The 22,341-nt window shown below is 49.7% G+C and carries 23 protein-coding genes; 10 read left to right on the top strand and 13 right to left on the bottom strand.

Annotated elements, in window-relative coordinates; genetic code table 11:
• Window positions 1–31: 31 nt before the first annotated feature.
• Both ACYVAD_RS24725 and ACYVAD_RS24730 read right to left on the bottom strand, forming a co-directional pair.
• Window positions 32–910 (bottom strand): PPK2 family polyphosphate kinase, encoded by an 879-nt coding sequence (locus ACYVAD_RS24725; RefSeq protein WP_461142224.1) that lies wholly within the window; start codon window positions 908–910, stop codon window positions 32–34.
• A 45-nt stretch (window positions 911–955) separates the two neighbouring features.
• On the bottom strand, window positions 956–1,837 hold the full coding sequence (locus ACYVAD_RS24730; protein ID WP_461142225.1) for a PPK2 family polyphosphate kinase: 882 nt from the start codon (window positions 1,835–1,837) through the stop codon (window positions 956–958).
• A 183-nt stretch (window positions 1,838–2,020) separates the two neighbouring features.
• Here ACYVAD_RS24730 and msrA point away from each other — a divergent pair, with 183 nt between their 5' ends.
• Both msrA and ACYVAD_RS24740 read left to right on the top strand, forming a co-directional pair.
• Entirely contained in the window at window positions 2,021–2,596 is a 576-nt protein-coding gene (gene msrA / locus ACYVAD_RS24735) for a peptide-methionine (S)-S-oxide reductase MsrA (RefSeq protein WP_461142339.1), read from the top strand.
• Between the two features lie 259 nt (window positions 2,597–2,855).
• Window positions 2,856–3,155, top strand: a complete 300-nt coding sequence (locus ACYVAD_RS24740; protein WP_461142226.1) for a hypothetical protein — start codon at window positions 2,856–2,858, stop codon at window positions 3,153–3,155.
• 8 nt (window positions 3,156–3,163) lie between these two features.
• Here the strand turns inward: ACYVAD_RS24740 and ACYVAD_RS24745 are convergent, their stop codons facing one another.
• A complete protein-coding gene (locus ACYVAD_RS24745; RefSeq protein WP_461142227.1) occupies window positions 3,164–3,478 on the bottom strand; it encodes a LytTR family DNA-binding domain-containing protein in 315 nt (104 codons plus the stop codon).
• 526 nt (window positions 3,479–4,004) lie between these two features.
• Here ACYVAD_RS24745 and ACYVAD_RS24750 point away from each other — a divergent pair.
• Window positions 4,005–4,244, top strand: a complete 240-nt coding sequence (locus ACYVAD_RS24750) for a hypothetical protein (RefSeq protein ID WP_461142228.1) — start codon at window positions 4,005–4,007, stop codon at window positions 4,242–4,244.
• Window positions 4,245–4,440: 196 nt separating this feature from the next.
• Here ACYVAD_RS24750 and ACYVAD_RS24755 read toward each other — a convergent pair whose 3' ends face one another.
• The 3 genes from ACYVAD_RS24755 to malQ form a co-directional block, all read right to left on the bottom strand.
• A complete protein-coding gene (locus ACYVAD_RS24755) occupies window positions 4,441–5,172 on the bottom strand; it encodes an ABC transporter ATP-binding protein (RefSeq protein WP_461142229.1) in 732 nt (243 codons plus the stop codon).
• Window positions 5,173–5,220: 48 nt separating this feature from the next.
• Entirely contained in the window at window positions 5,221–8,271 is a 3,051-nt protein-coding gene (locus ACYVAD_RS24760; protein WP_461142230.1) for a tetratricopeptide repeat protein, read from the bottom strand.
• Between the two features lie 61 nt (window positions 8,272–8,332).
• Window positions 8,333–9,922: a 4-alpha-glucanotransferase gene (gene malQ, locus ACYVAD_RS24765; RefSeq protein WP_461142231.1), complete on the bottom strand. Its 1,590-nt coding sequence runs from the start codon at window positions 9,920–9,922 to the stop codon at window positions 8,333–8,335.
• A 267-nt stretch (window positions 9,923–10,189) separates the two neighbouring features.
• On the opposite strand from malQ, the gene atpD reads away from it, so the two are divergent.
• The 3 genes from atpD to udk all read left to right on the top strand — a co-directional run bounded on the left by atpD (window position 10,190) and on the right by udk (window position 12,810).
• A complete protein-coding gene (atpD, locus tag ACYVAD_RS24770; protein WP_461142232.1) occupies window positions 10,190–11,716 on the top strand; it encodes a F0F1 ATP synthase subunit beta in 1,527 nt (508 codons plus the stop codon).
• Between the two features lie 98 nt (window positions 11,717–11,814).
• Window positions 11,815–12,060 carry an ATP synthase F1 subunit epsilon gene (gene atpC, locus ACYVAD_RS24775; protein ID WP_461142233.1) on the top strand — a complete coding sequence of 82 codons (246 nt, stop codon included), beginning with the start codon at window positions 11,815–11,817 and terminating at the stop codon, window positions 12,058–12,060.
• Window positions 12,061–12,192: 132 nt separating this feature from the next.
• Window positions 12,193–12,810, top strand: a complete 618-nt coding sequence (gene udk, locus ACYVAD_RS24780; RefSeq protein ID WP_461142234.1) for a uridine kinase — start codon at window positions 12,193–12,195, stop codon at window positions 12,808–12,810.
• 12 nt (window positions 12,811–12,822) lie between these two features.
• Here the strand turns inward: udk and ACYVAD_RS24785 are convergent, their stop codons facing one another.
• Window positions 12,823–13,911, bottom strand: coding sequence for a 2Fe-2S iron-sulfur cluster-binding protein (locus tag ACYVAD_RS24785; RefSeq protein WP_461142235.1), 1,089 nt, complete (start codon window positions 13,909–13,911; stop codon window positions 12,823–12,825).
• A gap of 171 nt (window positions 13,912–14,082) precedes the next feature.
• On the opposite strand from ACYVAD_RS24785, the gene nadA reads away from it, so the two are divergent.
• Genes nadA through nadB form a run of 4 tightly spaced genes read left to right on the top strand, consistent with a single transcriptional unit; the run spans window position 14,083 to window position 17,268 of the window.
• Window positions 14,083–15,069, top strand: a complete 987-nt coding sequence (gene nadA / locus ACYVAD_RS24790; protein ID WP_461142236.1) for a quinolinate synthase NadA — start codon at window positions 14,083–14,085, stop codon at window positions 15,067–15,069.
• 19 nt (window positions 15,070–15,088) lie between these two features.
• Window positions 15,089–15,319, top strand: coding sequence for a DUF433 domain-containing protein (locus ACYVAD_RS24795; protein WP_461142237.1), 231 nt, complete (start codon window positions 15,089–15,091; stop codon window positions 15,317–15,319).
• Entirely contained in the window at window positions 15,303–15,680 is a 378-nt protein-coding gene (locus ACYVAD_RS24800; RefSeq protein WP_461142238.1) for a DUF5615 family PIN-like protein, read from the top strand. Before ACYVAD_RS24795 ends, ACYVAD_RS24800 begins: the two co-directional genes overlap by 17 nt.
• A gap of 1 nt (window position 15,681) precedes the next feature.
• On the top strand, window positions 15,682–17,268 hold the full coding sequence (gene nadB, locus ACYVAD_RS24805; RefSeq protein ID WP_461142239.1) for an L-aspartate oxidase: 1,587 nt from the start codon (window positions 15,682–15,684) through the stop codon (window positions 17,266–17,268).
• 186 nt (window positions 17,269–17,454) lie between these two features.
• Here nadB and ACYVAD_RS24810 read toward each other — a convergent pair whose 3' ends face one another.
• From ACYVAD_RS24810 to ACYVAD_RS24835, 6 genes are read right to left on the bottom strand one after another with little or no spacing between them, the layout of a single operon-like run.
• Window positions 17,455–18,138, bottom strand: a complete 684-nt coding sequence (locus ACYVAD_RS24810) for a LytR/AlgR family response regulator transcription factor (RefSeq protein ID WP_461142240.1) — start codon at window positions 18,136–18,138, stop codon at window positions 17,455–17,457.
• 3 nt (window positions 18,139–18,141) lie between these two features.
• Complete coding sequence (locus ACYVAD_RS24815; RefSeq protein ID WP_461142241.1) at window positions 18,142–18,360, bottom strand: hypothetical protein; 219 nt, start codon at window positions 18,358–18,360, stop codon at window positions 18,142–18,144.
• A 12-nt stretch (window positions 18,361–18,372) separates the two neighbouring features.
• Window positions 18,373–19,470, bottom strand: a complete 1,098-nt coding sequence (locus ACYVAD_RS24820) for a sensor histidine kinase (RefSeq protein WP_461142242.1) — start codon at window positions 19,468–19,470, stop codon at window positions 18,373–18,375.
• A 10-nt stretch (window positions 19,471–19,480) separates the two neighbouring features.
• Window positions 19,481–20,323, bottom strand: coding sequence for a lysostaphin resistance A-like protein (locus ACYVAD_RS24825; protein WP_461142243.1), 843 nt, complete (start codon window positions 20,321–20,323; stop codon window positions 19,481–19,483).
• 28 nt (window positions 20,324–20,351) lie between these two features.
• Window positions 20,352–21,500 carry a sensor histidine kinase gene (locus tag ACYVAD_RS24830; RefSeq protein ID WP_461142244.1) on the bottom strand — a complete coding sequence of 383 codons (1,149 nt, stop codon included), beginning with the start codon at window positions 21,498–21,500 and terminating at the stop codon, window positions 20,352–20,354.
• A gap of 27 nt (window positions 21,501–21,527) precedes the next feature.
• A complete protein-coding gene (locus ACYVAD_RS24835; protein WP_461142245.1) occupies window positions 21,528–22,277 on the bottom strand; it encodes a hypothetical protein in 750 nt (249 codons plus the stop codon).
• Window positions 22,278–22,341: the final 64 nt, after the last annotated feature.

The following is a 22,341-nucleotide window of genomic DNA, read 5'->3' on the forward strand; positions in this document are numbered from 1 at the left end:
ATTGCGTTCACCAAATCAGCAACCAATCTGGCTACTCAGCATCCTGCTTCTTAATCGTAGCAATCTGGCTTTTGGCCTCTTTTGCCTCCGTTTTAGGAAATTCAACCGGCAGCGACTCCAGCCACTCCGTCAAAATTCGGGCGATAAGTAACTGTTGGTTAGTCCGGTCGTCACTGGGAATAACATACCAGGGACAGTTGCGGGTTGCTGTCTGGTTGATTGTGTCTTCGTAGGCTTGCATGTAGTCGGACCAGGATTCCCGTTCTTTCAAATCGCTCTCGCTCAGCTTCCATTGCTTCTCGCCATCCTCCAAGCGAGCGATCAGCCGTTTCCCCTGCTCCTTCTTATCGACGTGCAAATAGAACTTAATGATCGGGAACCCATTTCGGTACAGATAATCCTCAAAATGGGCAATATCACCAAAACGCTGTTCCCACAGCACTTCAGTATCTTTGGGGAGCAGTGTTTCTGGAATCGACTGTGCTTGTAGTTGTTCAGGATGAACCCGCAACGTCAGCACTTCTTCGTAGTAGGAGCGATTGAACACGCCAATAATACCCCGCTCGGGTAGCTGTTGCCAAAATCGACGGAGAAAATCATGCTTTAAGTCGCCTTTCTCCGGTTTTTTAAACGGTGCCATTTGAAATCGTGACGGGTTGACGCCCCGAAATACCCGCCGGATACTACTATCCTTTCCAGCCGCATCCATTGCCTGAAAAACGACCAGCAGGCCATATTTCCCGTCGGCGTGCATGACGTTCTGCGCCTGATCCATACGAGCTGATAGGTCATTCAATTGCTGGTTGAAATCAGCCTCGTCTTTATACAATGGATCAATTAACGTTGGCGTACCAGCCGAAGAGAATGGCTTACTACCATCGTACCGAAATGACTTCGAAGTAAATTTCATAGTGAGTGTCGTGGCCTCCACCCGGAGGCTACGACCGTGAATAAGCTATTGGTTGTTGATGACGTCGATTAGCTTTTGCAATTCATCGAAACGATCCTGATCTGGTTTAGCTTCTGATACAGGTAATTTCTTTAATTCCTCGATCAATACCCGGCCGACCAGCAGACGCATATTCTTTTTATCGTCGGCAGGAATGACGTACCACGGCGCCTGCTTCCGGGCGGTTTCGTTAATCGTGTCCTCGTACGCTTTCTGATACTCCTTCCAGAAATTACGTTCTTTCACATCGCCTTCGTCAAACTTCCAGTTTTTCTCCGGATCCTGTATCCGGGCAATAAGCCGGTCGGCCTGTTCCGCTTTGGATACGTGCAAAAAGAACTTCACCGTCGGGAATCCATTTTGACAAAGGTATTTTTCCATCGCCCGGATAGCCTTGAAACGGTGTTTGAACAGCTTGTCCAAATCCTCCGTCGATTTTTCGGGCAGGCGCTGACTTTGCGTCAGAATCTCCGGATGGACTCTGGTTACCAGCGTTTCTTCATAGTATGACCGGTTAAAAACACCGATTTTTCCCCGTTCAGGGAGTTCACGCCAACTGCGCCAGAGAAAGTCATGATCCAGTTCCTCGTCGGTTGGCCGCTTAAAAGATGCGACGGTGACCCCAACGGGATTCGTCCCAGTAAATACGTGCTGAATCGTTCCGTCTTTTCCGGCCGCGTCCAGGGCCTGAAAAATCACCAGCAGACCAAACCGATTATGCGCGTATAGTTTATTCTGAAGCTTATCAATTTCGGCTGCCTGCTGCCGGAGCAGTTCCTCGTATTCGTCCGAGCTTTTGTACAAGTCGTCAACTTTGGTGGGAGCTTTTTCAATCGTCAGCTTTTCTGTTCCGTCGTACCGGAAGCGGTCTGTTTTAAAGTCTTTCACAGGCAGTATCGCGCAAACTTTACGCAGATTGATTATGTTCTATGGATGAATCATCAACTATAAATAACCCTAATGGTTGCAACCGTGCTCCGCCAGCAGCTTACCATGTTGACGACTGCTCTACTGTCTTTCTTTGGCTCGTCAGAGCAGCCACAGCCAGTTGTTCAGAATCACTCCATCCGTATGACAACAAATCAATCAGTCAAACTAGAAAAAGCAACCTTTGGTACTGGCTGCTTCTGGTGCACAGAAGCTCTGTACGAATCGCTCGACGGTGTTATTGATGCCGTGTCGGGTTACGAAGGTGGACAGAAAGCGAACCCAACCTATAAAGAAGTGTGTACCGGCACGACCGGACATGCCGAATGCGTTGAGGTTACGTACGACCCCAGCAAGATTACGTATCAGGAGCTGCTGGAAGCTTTTTTTCGGAGCCATGATCCAACTACACTGAACCGTCAGGGAGCCGATGTAGGTACGCAGTATCGTTCGGTTGTTTTTTATCACAACGACGAACAGAAGCAATTGGCTCAGACGGCGAAAGACGAGTTGAATAAGGCAGGGGCTTATGCCAATCCAATTGTGACAGAAATCAGCCCGGCAACCACGTTTTACGAAGCTGAAGCGTATCACCAGAGCTATTTTGCCAACAACCCTAATCAAGGGTACTGTGCCTTTGTGATTGCTCCGAAACTGGACAAATTCAAAAAGGTTTTCAAAGAGAAACTAAAGTCGTCAACGGCCTCTGTTAGCCACTGATCATAGGATTTCTATAATGCAAAAAGCCTCGTTACGAGGCTTTTTGCATTATAGAAATGTGGTATGGGCAACCAGACGAATTACCAATTGATCGACTCACCATATAGATTTTACCTAAATTCTTTCTGCCTTTTCGTGACCAATTCCTTTATTATGACTCAAAATGTTGTTCAGCTTGCGTAAATAGCGGATTCTCAGCCGAGTTCGCTTCCTCCATTCTGAACGTCTATCTCGTAGATACATTTAGTTCAGTCAAGTCATGACCCTTACTTTTGGTCAGTACAATACATTGGCAGCTATGCGCCGGCAAGCAACGTTCGATCAGTTACTGCCCCGCACAGGCTTCGGTCATGACTTAGTCAATGGCTACATCGAGTTCTTGTTTGCCAACGGGTTGATCAATCTGATTGATCGTGGTGATCACATTGGGTATGTCATCACTGATACAGGTAAATCCAGCCTGGTTGAATACGAAATTGCTAATCCTGAATTAGCGATCAAGCGGGACGATAATATGGCTTATGTCAGCGAAATGGTTTTTCGCAGTAAAGGCATCTAAAGCACCCGTCAATTCATCGAACTGAGCCGCCATAAATCGGCCAGCACTTCTTTCAAGCGTCGACGACTGATTGGTAGTAGTTTATCACTGACCAGTACATTCGCGGTTTTATTATCGACTAAAATTGCTTTCTGAAAAAACTTCGGATTAATCGCGTATTTTTTATGAATTCGCAGAAACCCGGGCAATTCATCCACGCACATACTCAGTGTCTTACAGACGATCATGTCTGGAGCGCTCGCCATATGGATTCGGGTATAATTTGCTTCGCCAGAGAGATGGGTAATCCTGTTTGCTTCTTCAATTAATCGAATACGCTTCATGTTGTTGTTGTGTGTTCTCTACAACATATACGTAAATGAAGATTAAGTAGATTCTACTGTTCTCCTACGCATCCTCACAGTCTCTGCTTACTGATCTGCGACCTTTCAGTTAGTTACTTTCGGGGTGGTCACCATGCCTTTCATATGATTACGAATTGGCCATTAACTCGGTTTTTGGCGTCAATTCGTCTTTTAGGTTTGTTACAGGCTCAGCGGATTCAAGAGCGACCAAATGTCCTCTAGCTTCATTTTAAGCATACTTTAATGGGTATGAGCCTGACAATGTGTTAGCTACATTAGTTAATCAGCTGCTTGATATAAAGACATGGCAGCAAAATTGCTCACTTGAATCAATATCGAATAAAATCAGTCATCTATCGTTTTAGCTAGATAAAACTGGATATGACTAATTTTGTCCATTTAAAAATTTTCAAATAAATTACTTACAATTTTTTAATTGTATAGTTAAATATGCATCATCTTTTTGCTTTAGCAAAGACTAGTACGGTTCATTCAGCACAATTCCATGAAAGCGACAGTAAGTAACATCATTAACCTGTGGTTTGGGGCCGACACTCCCATTCGCCAGTATAAAATCAAATTGAATCCAAAATTGTGGGGAGCCTGCCAGCAGGTAAGTAAGAACTTCAGCCCACCATCTGGTATTGACCATGTGGAGAATTACCGCAAGTCGGATAAAGTTGCCTTTGCTGAAGCTGTTCTCGAGAAATTAGGGCATTCAGTCGGCGAAGAACAGACGGTTTAAACTCTGTTTATTTTCTGGATGACTGTTTATTAAGATAACACGATCATCCCTATCAAGTATCAACTCAACGTGCATACCGTTGAGCCCCCAAAGCCCATCAAGTGGACCTGGATCCCCTGATGGGCTTTGGCGTTTTAGAGCCAAGTCAATTATTAGTTGAAGCCGATACTAGTGCCGATATCGTCAAGATTAGTTTTTACTCGGCAGCTTTAACGGTCTGCATCAGGACGTTTGCCTTGCGGATATTCGTATTGGCACGATCGGTTTCGATCAATCCATCACGCAGACGGACGATTCGGTGTGCATACTCGGCGATGTCCTCTTCGTGCGTTACCATAATCACCGTATTGCCTTTGCTATGAATCTGGTCAAACAGATCCATGATCTCGTAGGACGTTTTGGTATCGAGATTCCCCGTCGGTTCGTCAGCCAGCAGAATACTTGGATCATTGACCAGCGCTCTTGCTACTGCAACACGCTGCCGCTGCCCCCCGGAGAGCTCGTTTGGACGGTGGCCCGCCCGTTTTTCCAAGCCAACACTTTGCAGAGCCTGCATAGCTTTCTCAGTTCGATCGGCCTTGCTGTATCCCGCGTAGATCAACGGCAGCGCTACGTTCTCCAGCGATGTCTGCCGGGGAAGCAGATTAAACGTCTGAAAGACGAAACCAATCTCTTTGTTACGTACCTCCGCCAGTTCATTCTCCCCCATGCTGCTCACATCCTGGTCATTCAGAATGTACTGCCCCGACGTGGGCGAATCCAGACAACCGACAATATTCATAAGCGTCGATTTGCCCGATCCGGAAGGGCCCATGAACGCTACGTACTCCCCTTTTTGCACGCTGATCGAAATAGACTTGAGCGCGTCGACAACTTCGGTACCCATAACGTACCGTTTTGCAATCTGGCGGGTTTCAATAATGTTCATAGACGTAATACAAGGGCGAATTAGGAAGCAGTATACGCCAAAAATACGTCATTCGAAAAACTTGGCTTTACTGTTTTCGACGGCTGTCAATTTCTGCTGATAAGTCGGCAGAAATGCCTGATAGTCGGTAGGCGAGGCTACCGCCAGCATAGTCAGGCCATTTTCTGCGTATTCGAACAAGCTGCGGTCCAAGCAAAGCAACACATACGTTTTCAGCAGTTCAGGCTTGTCCTCGTTAAAGGGCAAGGCCGCTGTTATCATGTTATAGGCTTTATTGATCTGTTTCTGCTGACGAAGCAACTGCGCCGTTGCCGAAACTACGCTGGCATCCAACGGAGCTACTGCATACGCTTGTTCATACGCGTTCATGGCCTTTCCAAACTGCCTGGTTCGCTCGTAGGTCTGCCCGAGCCAGTAGGCTCGCTGGGCGTTGAGTGTGGAAAGAATCCCCCGTTTCGCCATCCGTTCGGCTGCTCCCACACTGCGCCGGAAGGCCGCTAACCGAATAGCAGCAACCGTCTGCAATGAACTAGCAATGGGGCTAATTTTGCTCGAGTCGGGCAATCCAGATAAAATAAGCTGAGCGTTTCGCCATTGTAATTGATTCAGGTAGTCATTCATCAGTGCAACACCCGCAATCGTCTTCTGCGAAGGATCGTTGACCATATCCCAATAGCGCCCCCGGTTTGCATCATCGAGTCGGTAGATAGCGTAAAAAGATCGTTCAAAATCTGTTTCGGGCAATCGTTCTTTATACAGAACCTGGCGAATGGACTCCAGCGCCGGGTCTTTTGCCGAGGCAGCCACCCAAAACGGGCGCGCTTCGTCCAGCGTCTTTGTATTGATCGCCAGGTTTTCCGCAGCGGCTTTAGTCAAGGCCATAGCCCGATAATAAATCGACGTTGTATCCGAGTTTCGCCCAAACATCTCTGCTGCCTGTCGGTAGAGCCCTTGTTCGAGCAGCCAGAGTCCAGCAACGGATCGGTATGAGCTACTACTCACCTGATCGTCGTTAGCCAGTTGCTCGAGCACATCAAAGGCCGCCGAGGGCTTATGATTTTTATAATCGGTGGCAGCCTGCGCCAGCAGCAGATCGTCGGCCAGCTCCTGGTTAACCGGATTAGCTAGGTATTGCCGAATCATTTTTGTCAGGCTGCTGTCGGCTTGCTGGTTCGCCAACGCGTAGTTGTACAAGCTGGCAAAACGCCCGGCTCCCAAGCTTCCTACGGTTGTATCAGCAAACCAGGCTGGCCGATTGGGCTGACTAGCATCGGTTGCTGCTGTATTCTTCCCTAAAATCAGCCGTAACGCCAGCGCATTCGCCTGGTAGGATTCGTACGTCGTTTCACGCGTCTGCTGAACCAGGCTGGAATCGGCGGCTAGCAATTTGGGATTACGGGCATAAAAGCCCAGCAGGTTTGATTCCGGTACATCGTCCTGATGAGTTATACCCACTGCCGATTTGAAATAGTAATAGGCGGAGTCTGCGACGCTCGTTCGGGCGTATAGGTAGCCTAAATTATTACGTAACTCGCCGTTATCCGGGAAAGCCCGGACGCCCCGTTGCAGCGCCTTGATAGCTTCGAAGAATAAATCCGTTTGTAAATAAGTCTGACTCAACCCTGCGTAATCCTGGGGGCAGGGCTGTTTCAGGAGTGCCTGCTGGAAGTAAAAGGCGGCTGTAGTCTGGTTGCCTTCTTTCATCGCTTCAGAAGCCAGGGCATAATTGGATTTATGGTTCTGAAACTCCTGTTCAACCGCCTTCTGGTAAAAAGCAGTAGCCGACAGCCGTTCGCCAGTTGCGGTGTACAGATCGCCTAAACCGTTAAAATACCCGGCAACGCCCTGCCGCAACGCGACCAAACCACCAGTTGAGACTAAAACCGCCACGCCAACGACCCCCATAATTCGGAAGAGGATCAACTCCAGGCGTTTTGGCTTATAGAGCACCCGATGGACTGGCAAGTTTTGTTGATAAATGGGCCAGAAATTGATGACTACGTAAATCAGGAAAAACACACCCATTGCCAGCTGGGTGTAGACAATAGCGTCTTCGAACAGCTCGACCAGTGGATCGTTCGCCGTCACAAACGAGTACGTCATCGTCAAGGTCGCTATGATCGCCAGGCCGAGATACAGGAAAGCCCCTGCGTCCCTGAACGAAACGACCTCCTGCTGCTGAAGCAGTCGCTGGAAGCCCCAAAAGCCCAGAACGACAGTAACCAGGTATAACACAAACGGACTAATAGCCAGCAGATCCCAATCAATTGACCGGGTGTTTTTCAGCCAAATCAACGTCAGGTTCACCAGATAGAGCAAACTAATGATCAGTAGATTATTGACTCCTAATGTGCGCCGAGAACTCGCATCGTCATCCTCCTGTCGGCCAACGGATGTTAACCAGACTAGACCCGCAATCACTTCAGGAGCGATGAAAAAGATAAAGCCAACGCTAAACGCCAGCAACGTCGGCATTCCGTAGCTGACAATGAGCAGGGCCGGATACGTAACGGGCGACAGAACCCATACACCTACGGCGACTAAGGCTGTTAACACGGCGAACAGGCCAATACGGGCTGGAATTTCGATGTCGGGGCGGAAGGCGTGGAAATAATAGCTCAAGGAGCCAAACAGGAAGAGCAGAAGCAAAAATAAATAGTTGCCACCCAGGCCTGGCACCTCAAGCATTTCCCACCGGAAGAAAGCCATTCCCAGAATTAATACGGCCATACTAACTAAGTAACGTAGCCGATCAAAACGGGTAATAGCACTCATGATTAAGACAAAAGCAATCCCCAGGCTTGTCAGTAAGCCTGTTGCCATCATCGGGTTCACCTGCATGGGTGATGCCAGAAACTGCTCGGAAATTGCGTACGCTTTTCCACTGACTGAGTAATTGATCAAGCCGTCGGAAAAGGAATCAAGCGTAATCGGCAGGTCGATTAATTCACTCAGAACGTTCCAGTCAATTACGTTCTGTAACCCGCGTGACCAGGCTATAATGAACAGAGAAAAGGCAAGTATGGTGAGGCCAAGACCAAATAAATACAGGAGCCGGTAAGACCGGCTCCATTCTTTCCAGAATAGTAACGATGACATGAAGGGGAAACGACGTTGACGGCGGGTTAGTGCCTCCATTTACAGCAACGCGTCAATTTGCTTATCCTCGCCCCGTCATCCGGGTAAGTTTCAGCAAATTCTGCGCTACTTCGTCGGTTAATTGATCAGGTTGCAGACGCCACTGCCAGCTCCGCCCACCCAGACCGGGGGTGTTCATCCGGTTTGTTTCGTCGAGCTTTAGTACGTCCTGAATTGGCAGAATAGCCAGTCGACTAACCGACTGCATGGTCAAGCGGCATATCTGATCAACGACATTATCGGCTGTCACCGTAAAGCCGAGATATTCATTGATATTTTCCCGTAACTCCTCATCGGCCTCGTTGAACCAGCCCAGTGTGGTATTATTATCGTGCGTTCCTGAGTATACAACCGTATTTTCAATGTGGTTGTGCACGGCGTAAGTCGAAGTTGGCATGTCTTTTCCGAAACCGAACTGGACAACCCGCATACCCGGTATACCGTAATGCTTCAGGTGCGGCTGTACATCGCTGGTGCGGGCACCCAGGTCCTCAGCGATAATCGGCAACTGAACAAACTGACGGTACATGGCATGCATAAACGATTCAATAGGCGCTTTGATCCACGCCCCTACTTTAGCCGTCGGCTCACTGGCCGGAATCTCCCAATAGACAGCAAACCCCAGGAAATGGTCCAGCCGGGTCAGACTGTACAGTGACATTTGATGCCGCATTCGGCGCATCCACCAGGCAAACCCAGTCCGCTCGTGTTCCTCCCAGTCGTAAATCGGATTTCCCCAGCGCTGGCCGTATTCACTAAAGTAATCAGGCGGAGCGCCAGCTACGAACAAAGGCTGAAAATCGTCGTCCAGTTTGAACAGAGTGGGATTACCCCAGACATCGGCGCTATTTAGCTGTACGTAGATTGGAATATCGCCAATGATATGAATTTTCCGGGTGTAGCAGTAGGCGACCAACTCGTTCCACTGTCGCAGAAAAAAGTACTGGAGTACTTTAGTTTCTTCAATCTGATCCTGAAGCGTGTTTTTCTGACGCTCCATTTCGTCCGGGTCCCGGCGTTTTATTTCATCGGGCCAGCGTAGCCAGAAGGGTTCGTGCGTAACTTCCTGCAAAGCCGTAAACAAGGCATAGTCGTCCAGCCAATCCGCCTGCCAATTGCAAAAGCGTTCATAATCGCTCCGCTGAGCAACCGTAGCTTCGCGCAAAAACGTTTCGGCAGCTAGCTTCAGGAGCGGACGTTTTTTGATCCAGGCCGCGTGCATGGTAGAAGGCGCCATCGTTAATGGTCCCGCCAACACAGACTCAGTACTCGATGAGTCATCAATCGTTGCTGGGCGCTCCGTTATCGTTACGTCCAGCACAGGCTGCTCACTTAGAGCTTCCAGATCGTCCTGTGTCAAAAACCCTTCTTCAACCAGCTTTTCCAGACTGATCATCAGCGTGTTCCCCGCAAACGCGGACGGACTACTGTATGGTGAGAAGCCCGAACCTGGATCAACGGGCGTTAGCGGGAGGATTTGCCAGTAGGTCTGCCCCGAGGCAGCCAGAAAATCAGCAAAGCGGTATGCCTCAGGACCAAGATCGCCAACGCCGTGCGCTGATGGAAGAGACGTAATATGGAGCAGCAAACCGCTCGAACGTTGTTGAAGCATTTAATCAGGCCGTTGAGTAGATAATATATGGCGGTTCCTATTTTTCGAACGAACCATAAACAGCAGGAAGATCTATTCCTTGTTTTGTACAAATCCTTCCAATGCTGATTTTGTTTGCCTTCCGCCTTAAAAACCTTACAACCAAAGCAATTCAATCCTAAATGCTCCACAAAACGGCGTAATTGCATATTGATCTTACGCAGTTTTTCTCCTACTTTTGCAGTCCCAAAGAAGGGACAACATGTCAATCAGCTATATTACATACAAATGATTACGGAAACGGCAGTCAATACAGGTAAGATTACGCAGATAATCGGGCCGGTCGTGGACGTGAGTTTCGAGGGCGAAGGCTCGCGGATTCCCGCCATTCTGGACGCCCTCAAAGTAACCAAAGCAAACGGGCAGACCGTTATTCTGGAGTGCCAGCAGCACCTGGGCGAAGATCGCGTTCGGACCATCGCCATGGACTCGACCGACGGTCTGTACCGGGGCATGGACGTTATTGACCTGGGCCACCAGATCACTATGCCATCGGGCGAAGGTGTTCGGGGCCGTCTGTTTAACGTAGTAGGTGATGCCATTGATGGTATCCCTCAGCCAAAAACAACGGGTGCCGGCCTGCCAATTCACCGGGCAGCCCCAAAATTCGAAGACCTAGCTACCTCTACCGAAGTTCTTTTCACCGGTATTAAAGTAATTGACCTGCTCGAGCCTTACGCGAAAGGTGGTAAAATTGGTCTCTTCGGTGGTGCCGGTGTCGGCAAAACCGTATTGATCCAGGAGCTGATCAACAATATTGCTAAAGCATACGCTGGCCTTTCGGTATTTGCCGGTGTGGGTGAGCGTACCCGTGAAGGAAATGACCTGCTGCGCGAGATGATCGAAGCGGGCATTATTCGCTACGGCGACGCCTTCAAACACTCGATGGAAGAGGGTGGCTGGGACGTAACGAAAGTCGATACTGAAGAGCTAACCAAGAGCCAGGCGACTTTCGTATTTGGTCAGATGAACGAGCCTCCAGGAGCCCGCGCACGGGTGGCCCTGTCGGGTCTGACCATCGCCGAGCATTTCCGGGATGGAGACGGCGAGGGTGCTGGTCGTGATATCCTGTTCTTCGTCGATAACATCTTCCGGTTTACCCAGGCGGGTTCGGAGGTATCGGCTCTGCTGGGTCGGATGCCATCGGCCGTAGGATACCAGCCAACGCTGGCCACCGAGATGGGTGTGATGCAGGAGCGTATTACGTCGACCAAGCGCGGTTCGATTACGTCGGTACAGGCCGTTTACGTACCTGCCGATGACTTGACTGACCCAGCGCCAGCTACGACGTTTGCTCACCTTGATGCAACGACTGTATTGAGCCGGAAAATCTCCGAGCTGGGTATCTACCCTGCCGTTGACCCACTTGACTCAACCTCACGGATTCTGAGCGCAGAGATCTTGGGCGATGAGCACTACAACACCGCGCAGCGCGTGAAAGAGATTCTGCAGCGCTACAAAGAGCTTCAGGATATTATCGCTATTCTGGGTCTGGAAGAACTTTCCGAAGAAGATAAACTGGTTGTTGCCCGCGCTCGTCGCGTACAACGCTTCCTGTCGCAGCCATTCTTTGTGGCGGAGCAGTTCACCGGTCTGAAAGGCGTTCTTGTTCCGATCGAAGATACCATCAAAGGCTTCAACGAAATCATTGACGGTAAATACGATCACCTGCCAGAATCAGCGTTCAACCTCGTTGGTACGATCGAAGACGCCGTTGCCAAAGGCGAGCGTCTGCTGAAAGAATCGGGTCAGTAAGATTTATATGAATAGTCCCGGTTCTTAATCAGACCGGGACTATTTTATCTGACACCCTCCTGTTTGTCAAACAGCCAGCTGGGTATCCTTCATACATCATGACATTAGACATTATCACTCCCGACCGTAAGGTCTTTTCCGGCGAAGCAAGTGCCGTTACGTTGCCGGGTAGCCAGGGCCAGTTTCAGGTGTTGAATAACCACGCTCCGTTGGTTAGCACGCTGGCACGTGGGCCTATCGTTGTTCAGTCGACAACCGGCCAGCAAACCTTTACGGTTGATGGTGGTGTTGTTGAGGTTCTTCAAAATAGAGTACTGGTTCTGGCTGAAGCCATAGTCCTGTAAGCTGTTTTTTCATACACTTGATTAAAAAAAGCGGTCGTTTCTGTTGAAAGGACCGCTTTTTCTTGTTAGCCCAAACACTTCATTCGTTGAGCCTATTTTCCTGTTGCTGGTACTCAACAACAACTTGCTTACATGAAAAACAAACCATTCATCGTTGGGATAACCGGTGGCAGCGCGTCCGGTAAAACTTCCTTTCTCAAAGATGTTCTTAACGCGTTTACTCCCGACCAGATCTGCCTGATTTCGCAGGACAACTATTATCGGGGTCTGGAGCACATTCCCATCGACAATAACGGGATTCATAATTTTGATCTTCCCCAAACGATCAATCACGAGCGTTTCGCCGATCATCTGAGCCAGTTACACGCGAACCAGACGATTGAAATGCAGGAGTACACCTTCAATAATCCGGATGTAGTACCCCGACAACTGGTATATAAACCTACCCCAATTGTGATCGTTGAAGGGCTGTTCGTATTTCACTTTGAGGATGTAGCCAGTCAGCTTGACCTGAAAGTGTTTATTACGGCTAAAAATAAGATCAAACTCCACCGCCGAATGGTGCGCGACCAGGCCGAACGGGGGCTGACTACTGAAATGATTACGTATCAGTGGGAAAATCACGTTAAGCCCGCCTACCGGGAGTTTGTCAAACCGCATAAAGAGGAAGCCGATATCGTCATTCCAAATAACATTCATTACCAGAAAGGCCTTGACGTACTGATTGCGTTCCTGCAAACCAAACTTTAGCCAATACGCGCTTTATACATCGATAACGACATCATCACTCTCGGGGAAACCCGTGCAGGTAAGTATCCATCCTTCGGCAATATCGCGTTCGGTCAGTACGTCGTTGATGGTCATGTGCACTGAGCCTGAGCGGCAGCGGGCTATACAGGTCGAACAACGTCCCCCCCGGCAGCTGTACGGCAATAAAACGCCTTCGTCCAGTGCCGCCTGTAAGATAGATTTATAGGCGGGCACCTGGATCGACACATCTTGATTTCGAAAATTCAGCGTAATAGTCCGGTCAACGGCCAGGGTGGGCGGTGGTGCCTGCGTAACGGGGACGATGACAAAATTCTCACGCCGAATCTGGTCCGGCCGAATCCCGCTGAAGACCAACGTAAACTGAATCGTTCGCATATAATCGCCGGGGCCACAAACGTAAAACTGTACCTGCTCCCGTTTCGAATCGCCAATCAGCGAGGGAAGCAACCGCTCCAGCATTACGTTATTTAAACGCCCGCGTAACCCTGTCCACTCGTCGGAGGGAGCGCTCAGCAAATGCATCAGCCGAAACTGATCCGGACACTGGCTTTGTAACTCGTCAAGCTCATTCCGAAAAATGATACTGCGTTCCCGGGTGTTACTGTAGAGCAAGGTTACGCGCCGATCGGATTCGTTTTTCAGGATATGCTTCAGCATACCAAATAAGGGCGTTATGCCGCTTCCCGCACCCATCAAGACGACATCGCCCGGCAACGTCGCATCAAACGTAAAACGCCCGGCGGGCAAAAGGCTGGTCAGTACGTCGCCTACCTTGAGTTGATCAAGCATATACCGCGACAATTCACCGTTGCTGATTCGTTTGATCGTTAACTGAAGCGGTTCGCCCGGCGCAGAACTAATGGAATACGACCGGCGTATTTCGTGCCGATGGGGATCACTATCTCCCGGCAGACTGATACTGTATTGTGTATTATTGCGATGCGTAAAAATCAGCGTCAGAAACTGCCCCGCCCGGTAGGCGACTTCTCTACCATTAATCGGCTCCAGAAAGTAGCTTGTCGCGTCGGCCGTTTCGGGCTTTATTTGCGTAATGCGAAGTTTGAGGAAATTATCAGCCATCGACTAAGGCGTTTCAATACGTAACCAGCCAGATCACTATCGTTGTTTGAAAGCCCGAAACCTTTGTTGAAATTTGCCCGGTCTGTTCACCAGCCTGAAGCGATGCTACGCCAACAGCTGTGACATTTACTTCTTCTTTCTTGTTTATTAGTTAATATCATACCGCAACGCATGGAAGCCCTACTAGAAGAAGTACAACGAGTTGGTTACGTAAATAAACCCGTTGACGATACTATAGATTTAGTAGCCGAAATTAAGCGGCTGAAGCAAGAGAAAAACGCGGTTATCCTGGCCCATTACTACGTTGATGGGGAAATTCAGGACATAGCCGACTACATTGGCGATAGCCTGGGCCTGTCACAGCAGGCTGCTGCTACGCCTGCCGATATGATTGTTTTCTGTGGCGTTCATTTCATGGGCGAAACGGCCAAGATCTTGTCACCGGAGAAAAAAGTCGTCATCCCTGATCTGAACGCGGGCTGCTCGCTCGCCGATTCAGCCCCCGCGGACAAGTTCGCGGCTTTTAAAGCCCAGTACCCGGATCATATTGTACTGTCGTACATCAACTGCTCAGCGGAGATCAAGGCGTTGTCGGACATTATCGTTACGTCGTCCAATGCCTTGCAAATCGTCGAGAGCTTACCGAAGGATCAGAAAATCATCTTTGCGCCCGACGCTAACCTCGGTCGGTTCGTCTCCCGGAAGACCGGTCGCGATATGGTTCTTTGGGACGGCGCCTGCATTGTCCACATTGACATTTCGCTGGAAAAGCTGACCAAACTGCGACATGATTACCCGGACGCTAAGTTTATTGCCCACCCCGAGTGCCAGGAACATATTCTGAGTCAGGCTGATTACGTTGGTTCGACGACGGCGTTGCTGAAATACGTGGTAGACAGCCCGGAACAGACGTTTATTGTGGGCACGGAAGCGGGAATTCTACACAAGATGCACCAGGCTGTTCCGCACAAGAAGATCATTCCGGCCCCGGCGAGTCAGAACAATACCTGCGCCTGTTCGGAATGTCCGTACATGAAGATGAACACGCTGGAGAAGGTGTACAACGCTATGCTGTACGAACAACCGGAAATCATCGTCCCCGAAGACATACGCCTGAAGGCCTACGAGTCAGTCGACCGGATGCTGAAATTGAGCTAGTAAACTCTCTACAGATACTATGAACTGGCAAAACTTTATTACCTCAGACCCGGCAATCATGTTTGGCAAACCGGTAATCGCAGGAACCCGTATTCCGGTCGATTTGATTCTGGAGAAGCTAGGCAATGGTGATACCATTCCTCAATTATTGGCTGCATATCCGCGCGTAACGGAACCAGCTCTATATGCCTGCCTGCTATTTGCTTCAGAAATAGTAAAGAATGAGATTGTCTATGCAAAAGCTGGATGATCTTGTCTTTGTCGCCGATGAAAACTTTGATTTTAGCGTAGTTAAGCTACTCAGAAACAAAGGTTTTTCTGTCTTAGCCATCGCGGAATCGTTTCCTAGTATTCCGGATACGCAGGTGTTACAAATTGCGGTTGATCGAAAAGCGGTTTTGCTGACAGAAGATAAGGATTTTGGTGAACTGGTGCATCGGCTACGAATGCCTCATTGTGGGATTTTACTAGTTCGATTAATTAAGATGACTAGTACTGAAAAGTCACAACGAATAAGTGAGATCATCGCTTCCGTTAATCAAGAAATGATTAACAGCTTTTCGGTACTAACAAATGAGCAACTTCGGATCAGGCCTGCTCAGCCAAAATGATATGCCCCATCAATTTGATTTCCTCGTTATCGGCTCCGGTATTGCGGGCCTGAGTTACGCGACCAAACTGGCTACGCATTTCGAAGCGCTTAATCAGGCCGTACGTATTGGTGTCATCACGAAGGTGCAGGCCGACGAAACCAACACGAAATACGCGCAGGGTGGTATTGCGGCCGTCTGGGCGGAGGACGATTCGTTCGAGAAGCACATTGAGGACACGATGATTGCCGGTGACTTCCTCAGTGATCGGCACGTTGTCGAGATCGTGGTCAACGAGGGACCGGAGCGTATTCGCGAGCTGATTGATTACGGTACACGCTTCGACAAGGAACATAGCGGTACGGATTACGATCTGGCCAAAGAAGGTGGGCATTCCGATTTCCGAATTCTGCATTTCAAGGACATTACCGGTGCCGAAATCGAGCGGGCATTATTGGAGAAGGTACAGTCTCAACCGTCGATTGAGATTTTTACGCATTTCTACGCCGTCGAACTGATTACCCGCCACCACCTGGGCGAAACGGTACATCGCTACGACACGGATAACAAGTGTTTCGGCGCTTACGTCTTAAACACCCAAACGGGCGAAGTTGAGCAGTTTCTGGCGCGAACGACGCTGCTGGCAACCGGAGGAATTGGTAATATTTATCAGAATACGACGAATCCGAGCATTGCGACTGGCGACGGTATTGCCATGGCGTACCGGGCCAAGGGCATTGCCAAGGATATGGAGTTTATCCAGTTTCACCCGACGGCGCTCTATGAGCCGGGTAAGAAACCAAACTTTCTGATCTCCGAAGCCGTGCGCGGTTTTGGGGGTATTCTCCGAACTAAGAAAGGCGAGACGTTCATGGAAAATTACGACTCTCGCCTGTCCCTGGCGCCCCGCGATATTGTCGCCCGGGCGATTGACTCCGAGATGAAAAAGTCTGGGGATTCACATGTCTACCTGGACGTAACGCACTGCGATTACGAACGATTTGTCGAGCACTTTCCGACAATCACGGCCTACTGCCGCGATCATTTGGGACTAGACCTGCGGAAAGACTATATCCCTGTCGTTCCGGCTCAACACTATCTCTGCGGAGGAGTTCGGGTTAACGAGTGGGGGCAGACAAACATCCAGTTTCTGTACGCCGTCGGCGAATGTTCTTGCACCGGACTGCATGGGGCCAATCGACTAGCTTCTAATTCCCTACTCGAAGCGGTTGTTTTTGGCCACCGGGCTTACCTAAAAACCGTCGAACTGCTCGATCAGTCCGGTTCGCTGACGCCCATTCCATCCTGGAACGATGCGGGTACAACGCATCCCGAAGAACTGGTGTTGGTCACCGAAATGCGAAAAGAGCTGGAAGCCATCATGTCCAACTACGTCGGTATTGTCCGCTCGAACCGGCGTCTGAAACGGGCAATGGACCGGCTAGAACTGCTTTATCTGGAACACGAAGAACTGTATCGGCAGTCGAAAGTATCGGTGCCGATCTGTGAACTCCGGAATATGATCGAGGTAGCGTATCTCGTCATCAAAATGGCGATGGCCCGGCGCGAAAATCGGGGATTACACTACAGCCTGGATAATGTAAAATAGCATGACTTACAGTCGTGTCTTTGTCATTCCGACGCAGGAGGAATCTTCGGCAGTAGCAGCACAATGTGTCCATACCGAAGATTCCTCCTGCGTCGGAATGACAGAAACAACCCCAAACTACTTATCAGCTGATCGTTTGCCACCATTAACGTCCGTAATTGCCGTTGACATAACGTACTGGACGGGTCACTTCACGCGCTCTAACAGCTCGTCGCGGTAGGACCCGCTCAGCGGCACCTGCACCTTCCCGATGGTCAGCTGGTGCCGTTCGATCTTTTCGATCCGCTTAAGCGCCACGATGTAAGATTTGTGCACCCGCATAAACTGGTCATTCGGGAGCATCTCGGCGGCTTCGCTGATGGTCATCCGAGTCAGTGCCTTTTTGCCGGTTTCCTGGAACGTCAGATAATTCCCTTCGGATTCGACGTATTGTAGTTCGTCCAGATTGATTCGTACCCAGTCGTACCCGTCTTTCACGAATACGTACGGTGATTTCTTTGAATCACCCGACAGTCGTTCATAGGCTTTGTTGGCCGCCTGCATGAACCGCCCAAAGGCAATAGGCTTCAGCAGGTAATCCAGCGCACTGAGTTCAAAGCCCTGCAAAGCGTATTCGGGGTAGGCTGTTGTGAAGATCACCAGCGATTTAGCACCCACCACCTGCGCGAAATCCAGCCCGGTCAGATCTGGCATGTTGATGTCCAGAAAGATTAGGTCAATGGGTTCCGTTTTCAGATAAGTCAGCGCTTCGATCGCATTAACAAACGTCTTCTTCAGCTCCAGAAAGGGTACTTTACTGGCGTGCGCTTTTATCACTTCCAGGGCAATGGGTTCATCATCGATGGCAATACAGCGTAACGTATTGGGCATAGCTTAGTCGAGTTGGTTGTCTTTCTTGAAATCAGTAACGGCTGTTTTAATAAGATACCCAACCACTAAAAACAGCGCTGTATAAGGAAGCCATTGTACCGATTTCCCCGCTTCATAAGCTGCAATCGACGCACCAATCGGAAGACCTGTCAGAAAGCAGATAAACAGAAATTTAAGCAGCACACGGCCAGTAATGATATAACGGCCAATTCGTAATGTCATGGATGGAAGCGGTTATAGGTTGATTGTCAAATAAACGATAAACTCTTCGTTTGTCTCCTCGATCCGTAACAAATGACGATTTGGATAGGCCAGAGCCAGCCGCTGCCGGACGTTTTTCAGGCCGGTTCCCGTTCCTTTTTCCAGATGGTTCTTCGATGCGATACTGTTGCGAATCGTACCGAGCAGTGTTCCGTCTGTTACCCGTATCGATATATCCACAAAACTGAGATGCTGCATGCTGATACCATACTTGAAAGCATTTTCGACCAGCGGGTTCAGCAACAACGGAGCAATCTGAGCGGGCTTTTCATCCCAGTCCATAACGGCTCGAATCCGGATCGACTCCGTTTGCGGGACACGCATTCGATGTAGCTCAACGGTATCCTCCACGAACCGGAGCTCCTGTTCAATAGGAATTACGTCTTGTTGCGACGCTTCGGTGATGTGCCGCATGACCGACGATAATTGCTCGATACCGGCGGCTGTCCGGTCCATATTACCCGTGATCGCTGTACCGTACAGGTTGTTCAACGTATTGAACATAAAATGAGGATTAACCTGTGCTTTGAGCGCTTGTAGTTCGGCCTGGGTACGCTGCAATTCCAGTTCCTTCTGCCGACGACGGTTCTGCCGGTACGCCCGTACCGCAATAAAAATTACCGTGTAAATCCACGTAATAACGATGGTCGATAGAGCTTCCTGACTCTTGATCGGCCACCTCAATGCACCTACCAGAATACCATATAGCAAAGACTGGATGAAAAAATAAACCAGCATATACAGGCCAAACAGCACCAACGACCATAGCTTACCCGTTTTCATCGATACCAGAAACACCCAGTACGAAATATGCACTGGAATGAGGTAAACCAGATCGGCAATCAAGGTCACCTGAACATAACTCCACCAGTCATTCCGGTAGTGCGCCAGTATTGACGTGGCTTCCTCCAGCCGGTCGGCGGGGATAAATCGGAGTTCAAGCCAACCACCCACCAGACTAACAATGACCCAGACGCCGTAGTGAATCAGGAAAATACGTACTTCCCGGTTCCAGAGCCACCGTTTTACAAACGGCTCGGACACAGCAACAGTCGATAAACCAGATTGCATAACGGAGCGCTTAGTTGGCGGTTGGTTGAGGAAGTACGCGGTTCAGCATTACATAGCAGCCGTAGCAGAGAGCCGCGCAACCAACGAGCACACCAACGTAATAGGTATCGTTTCCGACCAAACTTCGCGTCAGATTCGCGCTCATATCCATCTCATCGTCGACCAGAAACGTCAGCGAACTCAGCGCGTTGTTGACAAAATGCAGGAATATACACAGATAGAGCGAATGACTTCGGTAATACACCCAGCCTAGCGCAAAGCCGATAAACATGGCGTTGACAGCCTGCGTCGGGATGATATGCGCGTATCCAAACATGGCACCCGACAACAGGATCGCTTTGATAGGCGAGTAGTTTTTCAGAAGACCATCCAGGATGATTCCACGAAATAGTACCTCTTCCAGAATGGGAGCGGCCAGGACGGCTACGAAAATCATATCTTTCGTGAAGATTTTGGCAATGATTTCCTTGAGTTTTTCGGGCATGGGGATCGCTGAAATCAATGGTTCAACCAACACACCCATGGCCACCAGGCCAACTGCGGCCACAACGTACGCCAGGGCGGGAGCAGATCGAAAGCTTAGCTCCCTACTTTTCCGCTTTTTGAAGCCGTACCGAATTGTCAGACTGAGGGCCAGGACGTAGGCCATCATACTACCGACTGATTTCAACCAGGCCTGATCAAACCGCTCCGCCAGGTACGAAAATCCAGCGGAAGGGATCGACGCGGGCAGTTGAATAAGGATGAAAAAGCCTACCAGCCACCAGGCCTGCTTATTCGTCGGGTATCCAGTCGTACGCACTGGTTCGGGGTGAACAATCGGGTGTTCACTGTTTGTTGAAAGCGTGTCCATGCTAGAGTTTGAGGGAAGGTTGAAGGACTTACAGATCAATGGTGAGTACCACACGAAATGTCTTATCAGTTTCATTGATGTTCAGACTATACAGGTCCGGGTAGGCCAAATCGAGCCGTTGCCGCACGTTTGCCAGTCCAAGGCCTGTACCCTTTTCGAGATCTGTACGAGGTAGTATGTTGTTTTCGGTCGTGAGACGCAACTGGCCATCCCGAACCTGCAGGCTGACATGTACGAAGCAGGGATACTGGATGCTGATGCCATACTTGAACGCGTTTTCAACCAGCGGATTCAGCAGCAGCGGGACAATGCGGGCGGGTTTCTCGTCCCAGTCGATCCGGGTCTGGATGTCGATATTGTCCAGATTTGGCAATCGCAGCCGCTGAAGTTCAACAAAATCGCCGATAAACTGAAGCTCGCGCCGAATGTCGGTCGTTTGCAACCGCGACTCCTCCATAACGTAGCGGATGATGCCAGACAGTTGTTGAACACTTTCGGCCGTACGCGGGCTATCTTCCTGAATAGCCGTACCATAGATGTTATTGAGCGAGTTGAAGAGGAAGTGCGGATTGACCTGTGCTTTGAGGGCGTCAAGTTCGGCCTGCGTACGCTGCTGCATAAGCGCGATCTGTAGCTTCCGGCTTTTCCGGTAGTCGGTGATGAAGCCATAGACAACCATGTAAATCAGCAGCAGGTATGCCAGCACAGAAGCCATCAGATCGTTATAACTAGCCGTATCCAGCGCCGTCGACTTCTTTCGGTACGTACTAAAGAAATTCAGCCTCCCAATTCCGTCGGCCATCAGATTCCAAAACAGCAGCAGGCATATGATGTACAGCACCGTGTAGGCAACCTGATTTTTTCGGAACACATGCTCATGGAAGAATCGATAGTACAGGTGTGACACGCCCGACAGAATACCCACTACCAGGCCAGCCATTACCAGAGCGACAACCGCCGTAAAGATCAACAGTCCGGGGGTGACGGATTCTTTGGCGTTCGAATCCACAAATCCATCGCGCATACCACGGGAGAAATCCCCAAAGTCGGTGTACACCAGCAGAATTGTCAGACAGCCCAGGCTGGCCAGCCAGATACCCCATTTCTCCCAGAAATGAACAAGAGCCGAGGTGCGTACCAAAGGAGCAGGAACAGGCAATGAGCGAGGTTTTTTCAAGGTGCTTTCCATCGATTCCAGACAAAGTTACACGGTTAGAATGGCTTCTGACAGGGCAATACTGGCCAAAATCAGGGAATGGGTAGCGACTGCATACCAGAACCCAAATTTCATGCGTACGTAGCCGAAGTAGAAGCTACTGACCAGGCTCAGACAAAAGAGCACGGGAATGAATAGCAGTTGCCAGCCAGTTAGCGTATCGATGTCGTCCGAGATCTTGAACAGAGCGCACAGCAGGGCCATGGCGTAGAAGAGTTTGCTGAAATGAGCCTGCCAATAGGAAAGGATATTGGCGAAAACGGCGGGGCGTTTCAGATACCGGTCCAGCACGAGCGACAGGATAAACCAGGCCACAATCATGCCCAGCCCTACCATCGGGCCGACCAGCTCTTTCAGCGGTTTGTACCCGCTACCAATCAGAATAAAGGTAAGCACTGTCGCTATGTATCGCAGATTCTGTTGTGTCATCCGTAATACAGCCCGAAATAGGCCCTCCTCAATAGTCACGGCAATGATCAGCGAAACGACCAGCACAATCATTCTCGACTGGTATTTTTCAATCAAATCCCGGAATGGATGATCGCCGGTGGCGTGAGTATACTCCAGTCCAAATGCAACTGTACAACCCAGCAGACACAGAAATAAGGCACTTTCATTGATAAACTGACTCAAAAGGCGAATCTCTGACTTATTCTTCTGATCGGACAGGGGAGTCTGATACACTGGCTGACTAACGTAATGCTGAAAATTGGCGAAGGAAGCGGAAAGCGATTGCATAAGGCAGAAATAGCTGGAGTGAAAAATTTTCGTTTGGGAAGGTGGTTTGGAAGGTGCGGAAAAG

The organism is Spirosoma pomorum, from assembly GCF_054776615.1.

Excerpts from the sequence above, each read along its gene's own strand:
- ACYVAD_RS24725 (WP_461142224.1), bottom strand. The coding sequence starts at position 910 with ATGAAATTTACTTCGAAGTCATTTCGGTACGATGGTAGTAAGCCATTC.
- msrA (WP_461142339.1), top strand. The coding sequence starts at position 2,021 with ATGACAACAAATCAATCAGTCAAACTAGAAAAAGCAACCTTTGGTACT.
- ACYVAD_RS24740 (WP_461142226.1), top strand. The coding sequence starts at position 2,856 with ATGACCCTTACTTTTGGTCAGTACAATACATTGGCAGCTATGCGCCGG.
- ACYVAD_RS24745 (WP_461142227.1), bottom strand. The coding sequence starts at position 3,478 with ATGAAGCGTATTCGATTAATTGAAGAAGCAAACAGGATTACCCATCTC.
- ACYVAD_RS24750 (WP_461142228.1), top strand. The coding sequence starts at position 4,005 with ATGAAAGCGACAGTAAGTAACATCATTAACCTGTGGTTTGGGGCCGAC.
- ACYVAD_RS24755 (WP_461142229.1), bottom strand. The coding sequence starts at position 5,172 with ATGAACATTATTGAAACCCGCCAGATTGCAAAACGGTACGTTATGGGT.
- ACYVAD_RS24760 (WP_461142230.1), bottom strand. The coding sequence starts at position 8,271 with ATGTCATCGTTACTATTCTGGAAAGAATGGAGCCGGTCTTACCGGCTC.
- malQ (WP_461142231.1), bottom strand. The coding sequence starts at position 9,922 with ATGCTTCAACAACGTTCGAGCGGTTTGCTGCTCCATATTACGTCTCTT.
- atpD (WP_461142232.1), top strand. The coding sequence starts at position 10,190 with ATGATTACGGAAACGGCAGTCAATACAGGTAAGATTACGCAGATAATC.
- atpC (WP_461142233.1), top strand. The coding sequence starts at position 11,815 with ATGACATTAGACATTATCACTCCCGACCGTAAGGTCTTTTCCGGCGAA.
- udk (WP_461142234.1), top strand. The coding sequence starts at position 12,193 with ATGAAAAACAAACCATTCATCGTTGGGATAACCGGTGGCAGCGCGTCC.
- ACYVAD_RS24785 (WP_461142235.1), bottom strand. The coding sequence starts at position 13,911 with ATGGCTGATAATTTCCTCAAACTTCGCATTACGCAAATAAAGCCCGAA.
- nadA (WP_461142236.1), top strand. The coding sequence starts at position 14,083 with ATGGAAGCCCTACTAGAAGAAGTACAACGAGTTGGTTACGTAAATAAA.
- ACYVAD_RS24795 (WP_461142237.1), top strand. The coding sequence starts at position 15,089 with ATGAACTGGCAAAACTTTATTACCTCAGACCCGGCAATCATGTTTGGC.
- ACYVAD_RS24800 (WP_461142238.1), top strand. The coding sequence starts at position 15,303 with ATGCAAAAGCTGGATGATCTTGTCTTTGTCGCCGATGAAAACTTTGAT.
- nadB (WP_461142239.1), top strand. The coding sequence starts at position 15,682 with ATGCCCCATCAATTTGATTTCCTCGTTATCGGCTCCGGTATTGCGGGC.
- ACYVAD_RS24810 (WP_461142240.1), bottom strand. The coding sequence starts at position 18,138 with ATGCCCAATACGTTACGCTGTATTGCCATCGATGATGAACCCATTGCC.
- ACYVAD_RS24815 (WP_461142241.1), bottom strand. The coding sequence starts at position 18,360 with ATGACATTACGAATTGGCCGTTATATCATTACTGGCCGTGTGCTGCTT.
- ACYVAD_RS24820 (WP_461142242.1), bottom strand. The coding sequence starts at position 19,470 with ATGCAATCTGGTTTATCGACTGTTGCTGTGTCCGAGCCGTTTGTAAAA.
- ACYVAD_RS24825 (WP_461142243.1), bottom strand. The coding sequence starts at position 20,323 with ATGGACACGCTTTCAACAAACAGTGAACACCCGATTGTTCACCCCGAA.
- ACYVAD_RS24835 (WP_461142245.1), bottom strand. The coding sequence starts at position 22,277 with ATGCAATCGCTTTCCGCTTCCTTCGCCAATTTTCAGCATTACGTTAGT.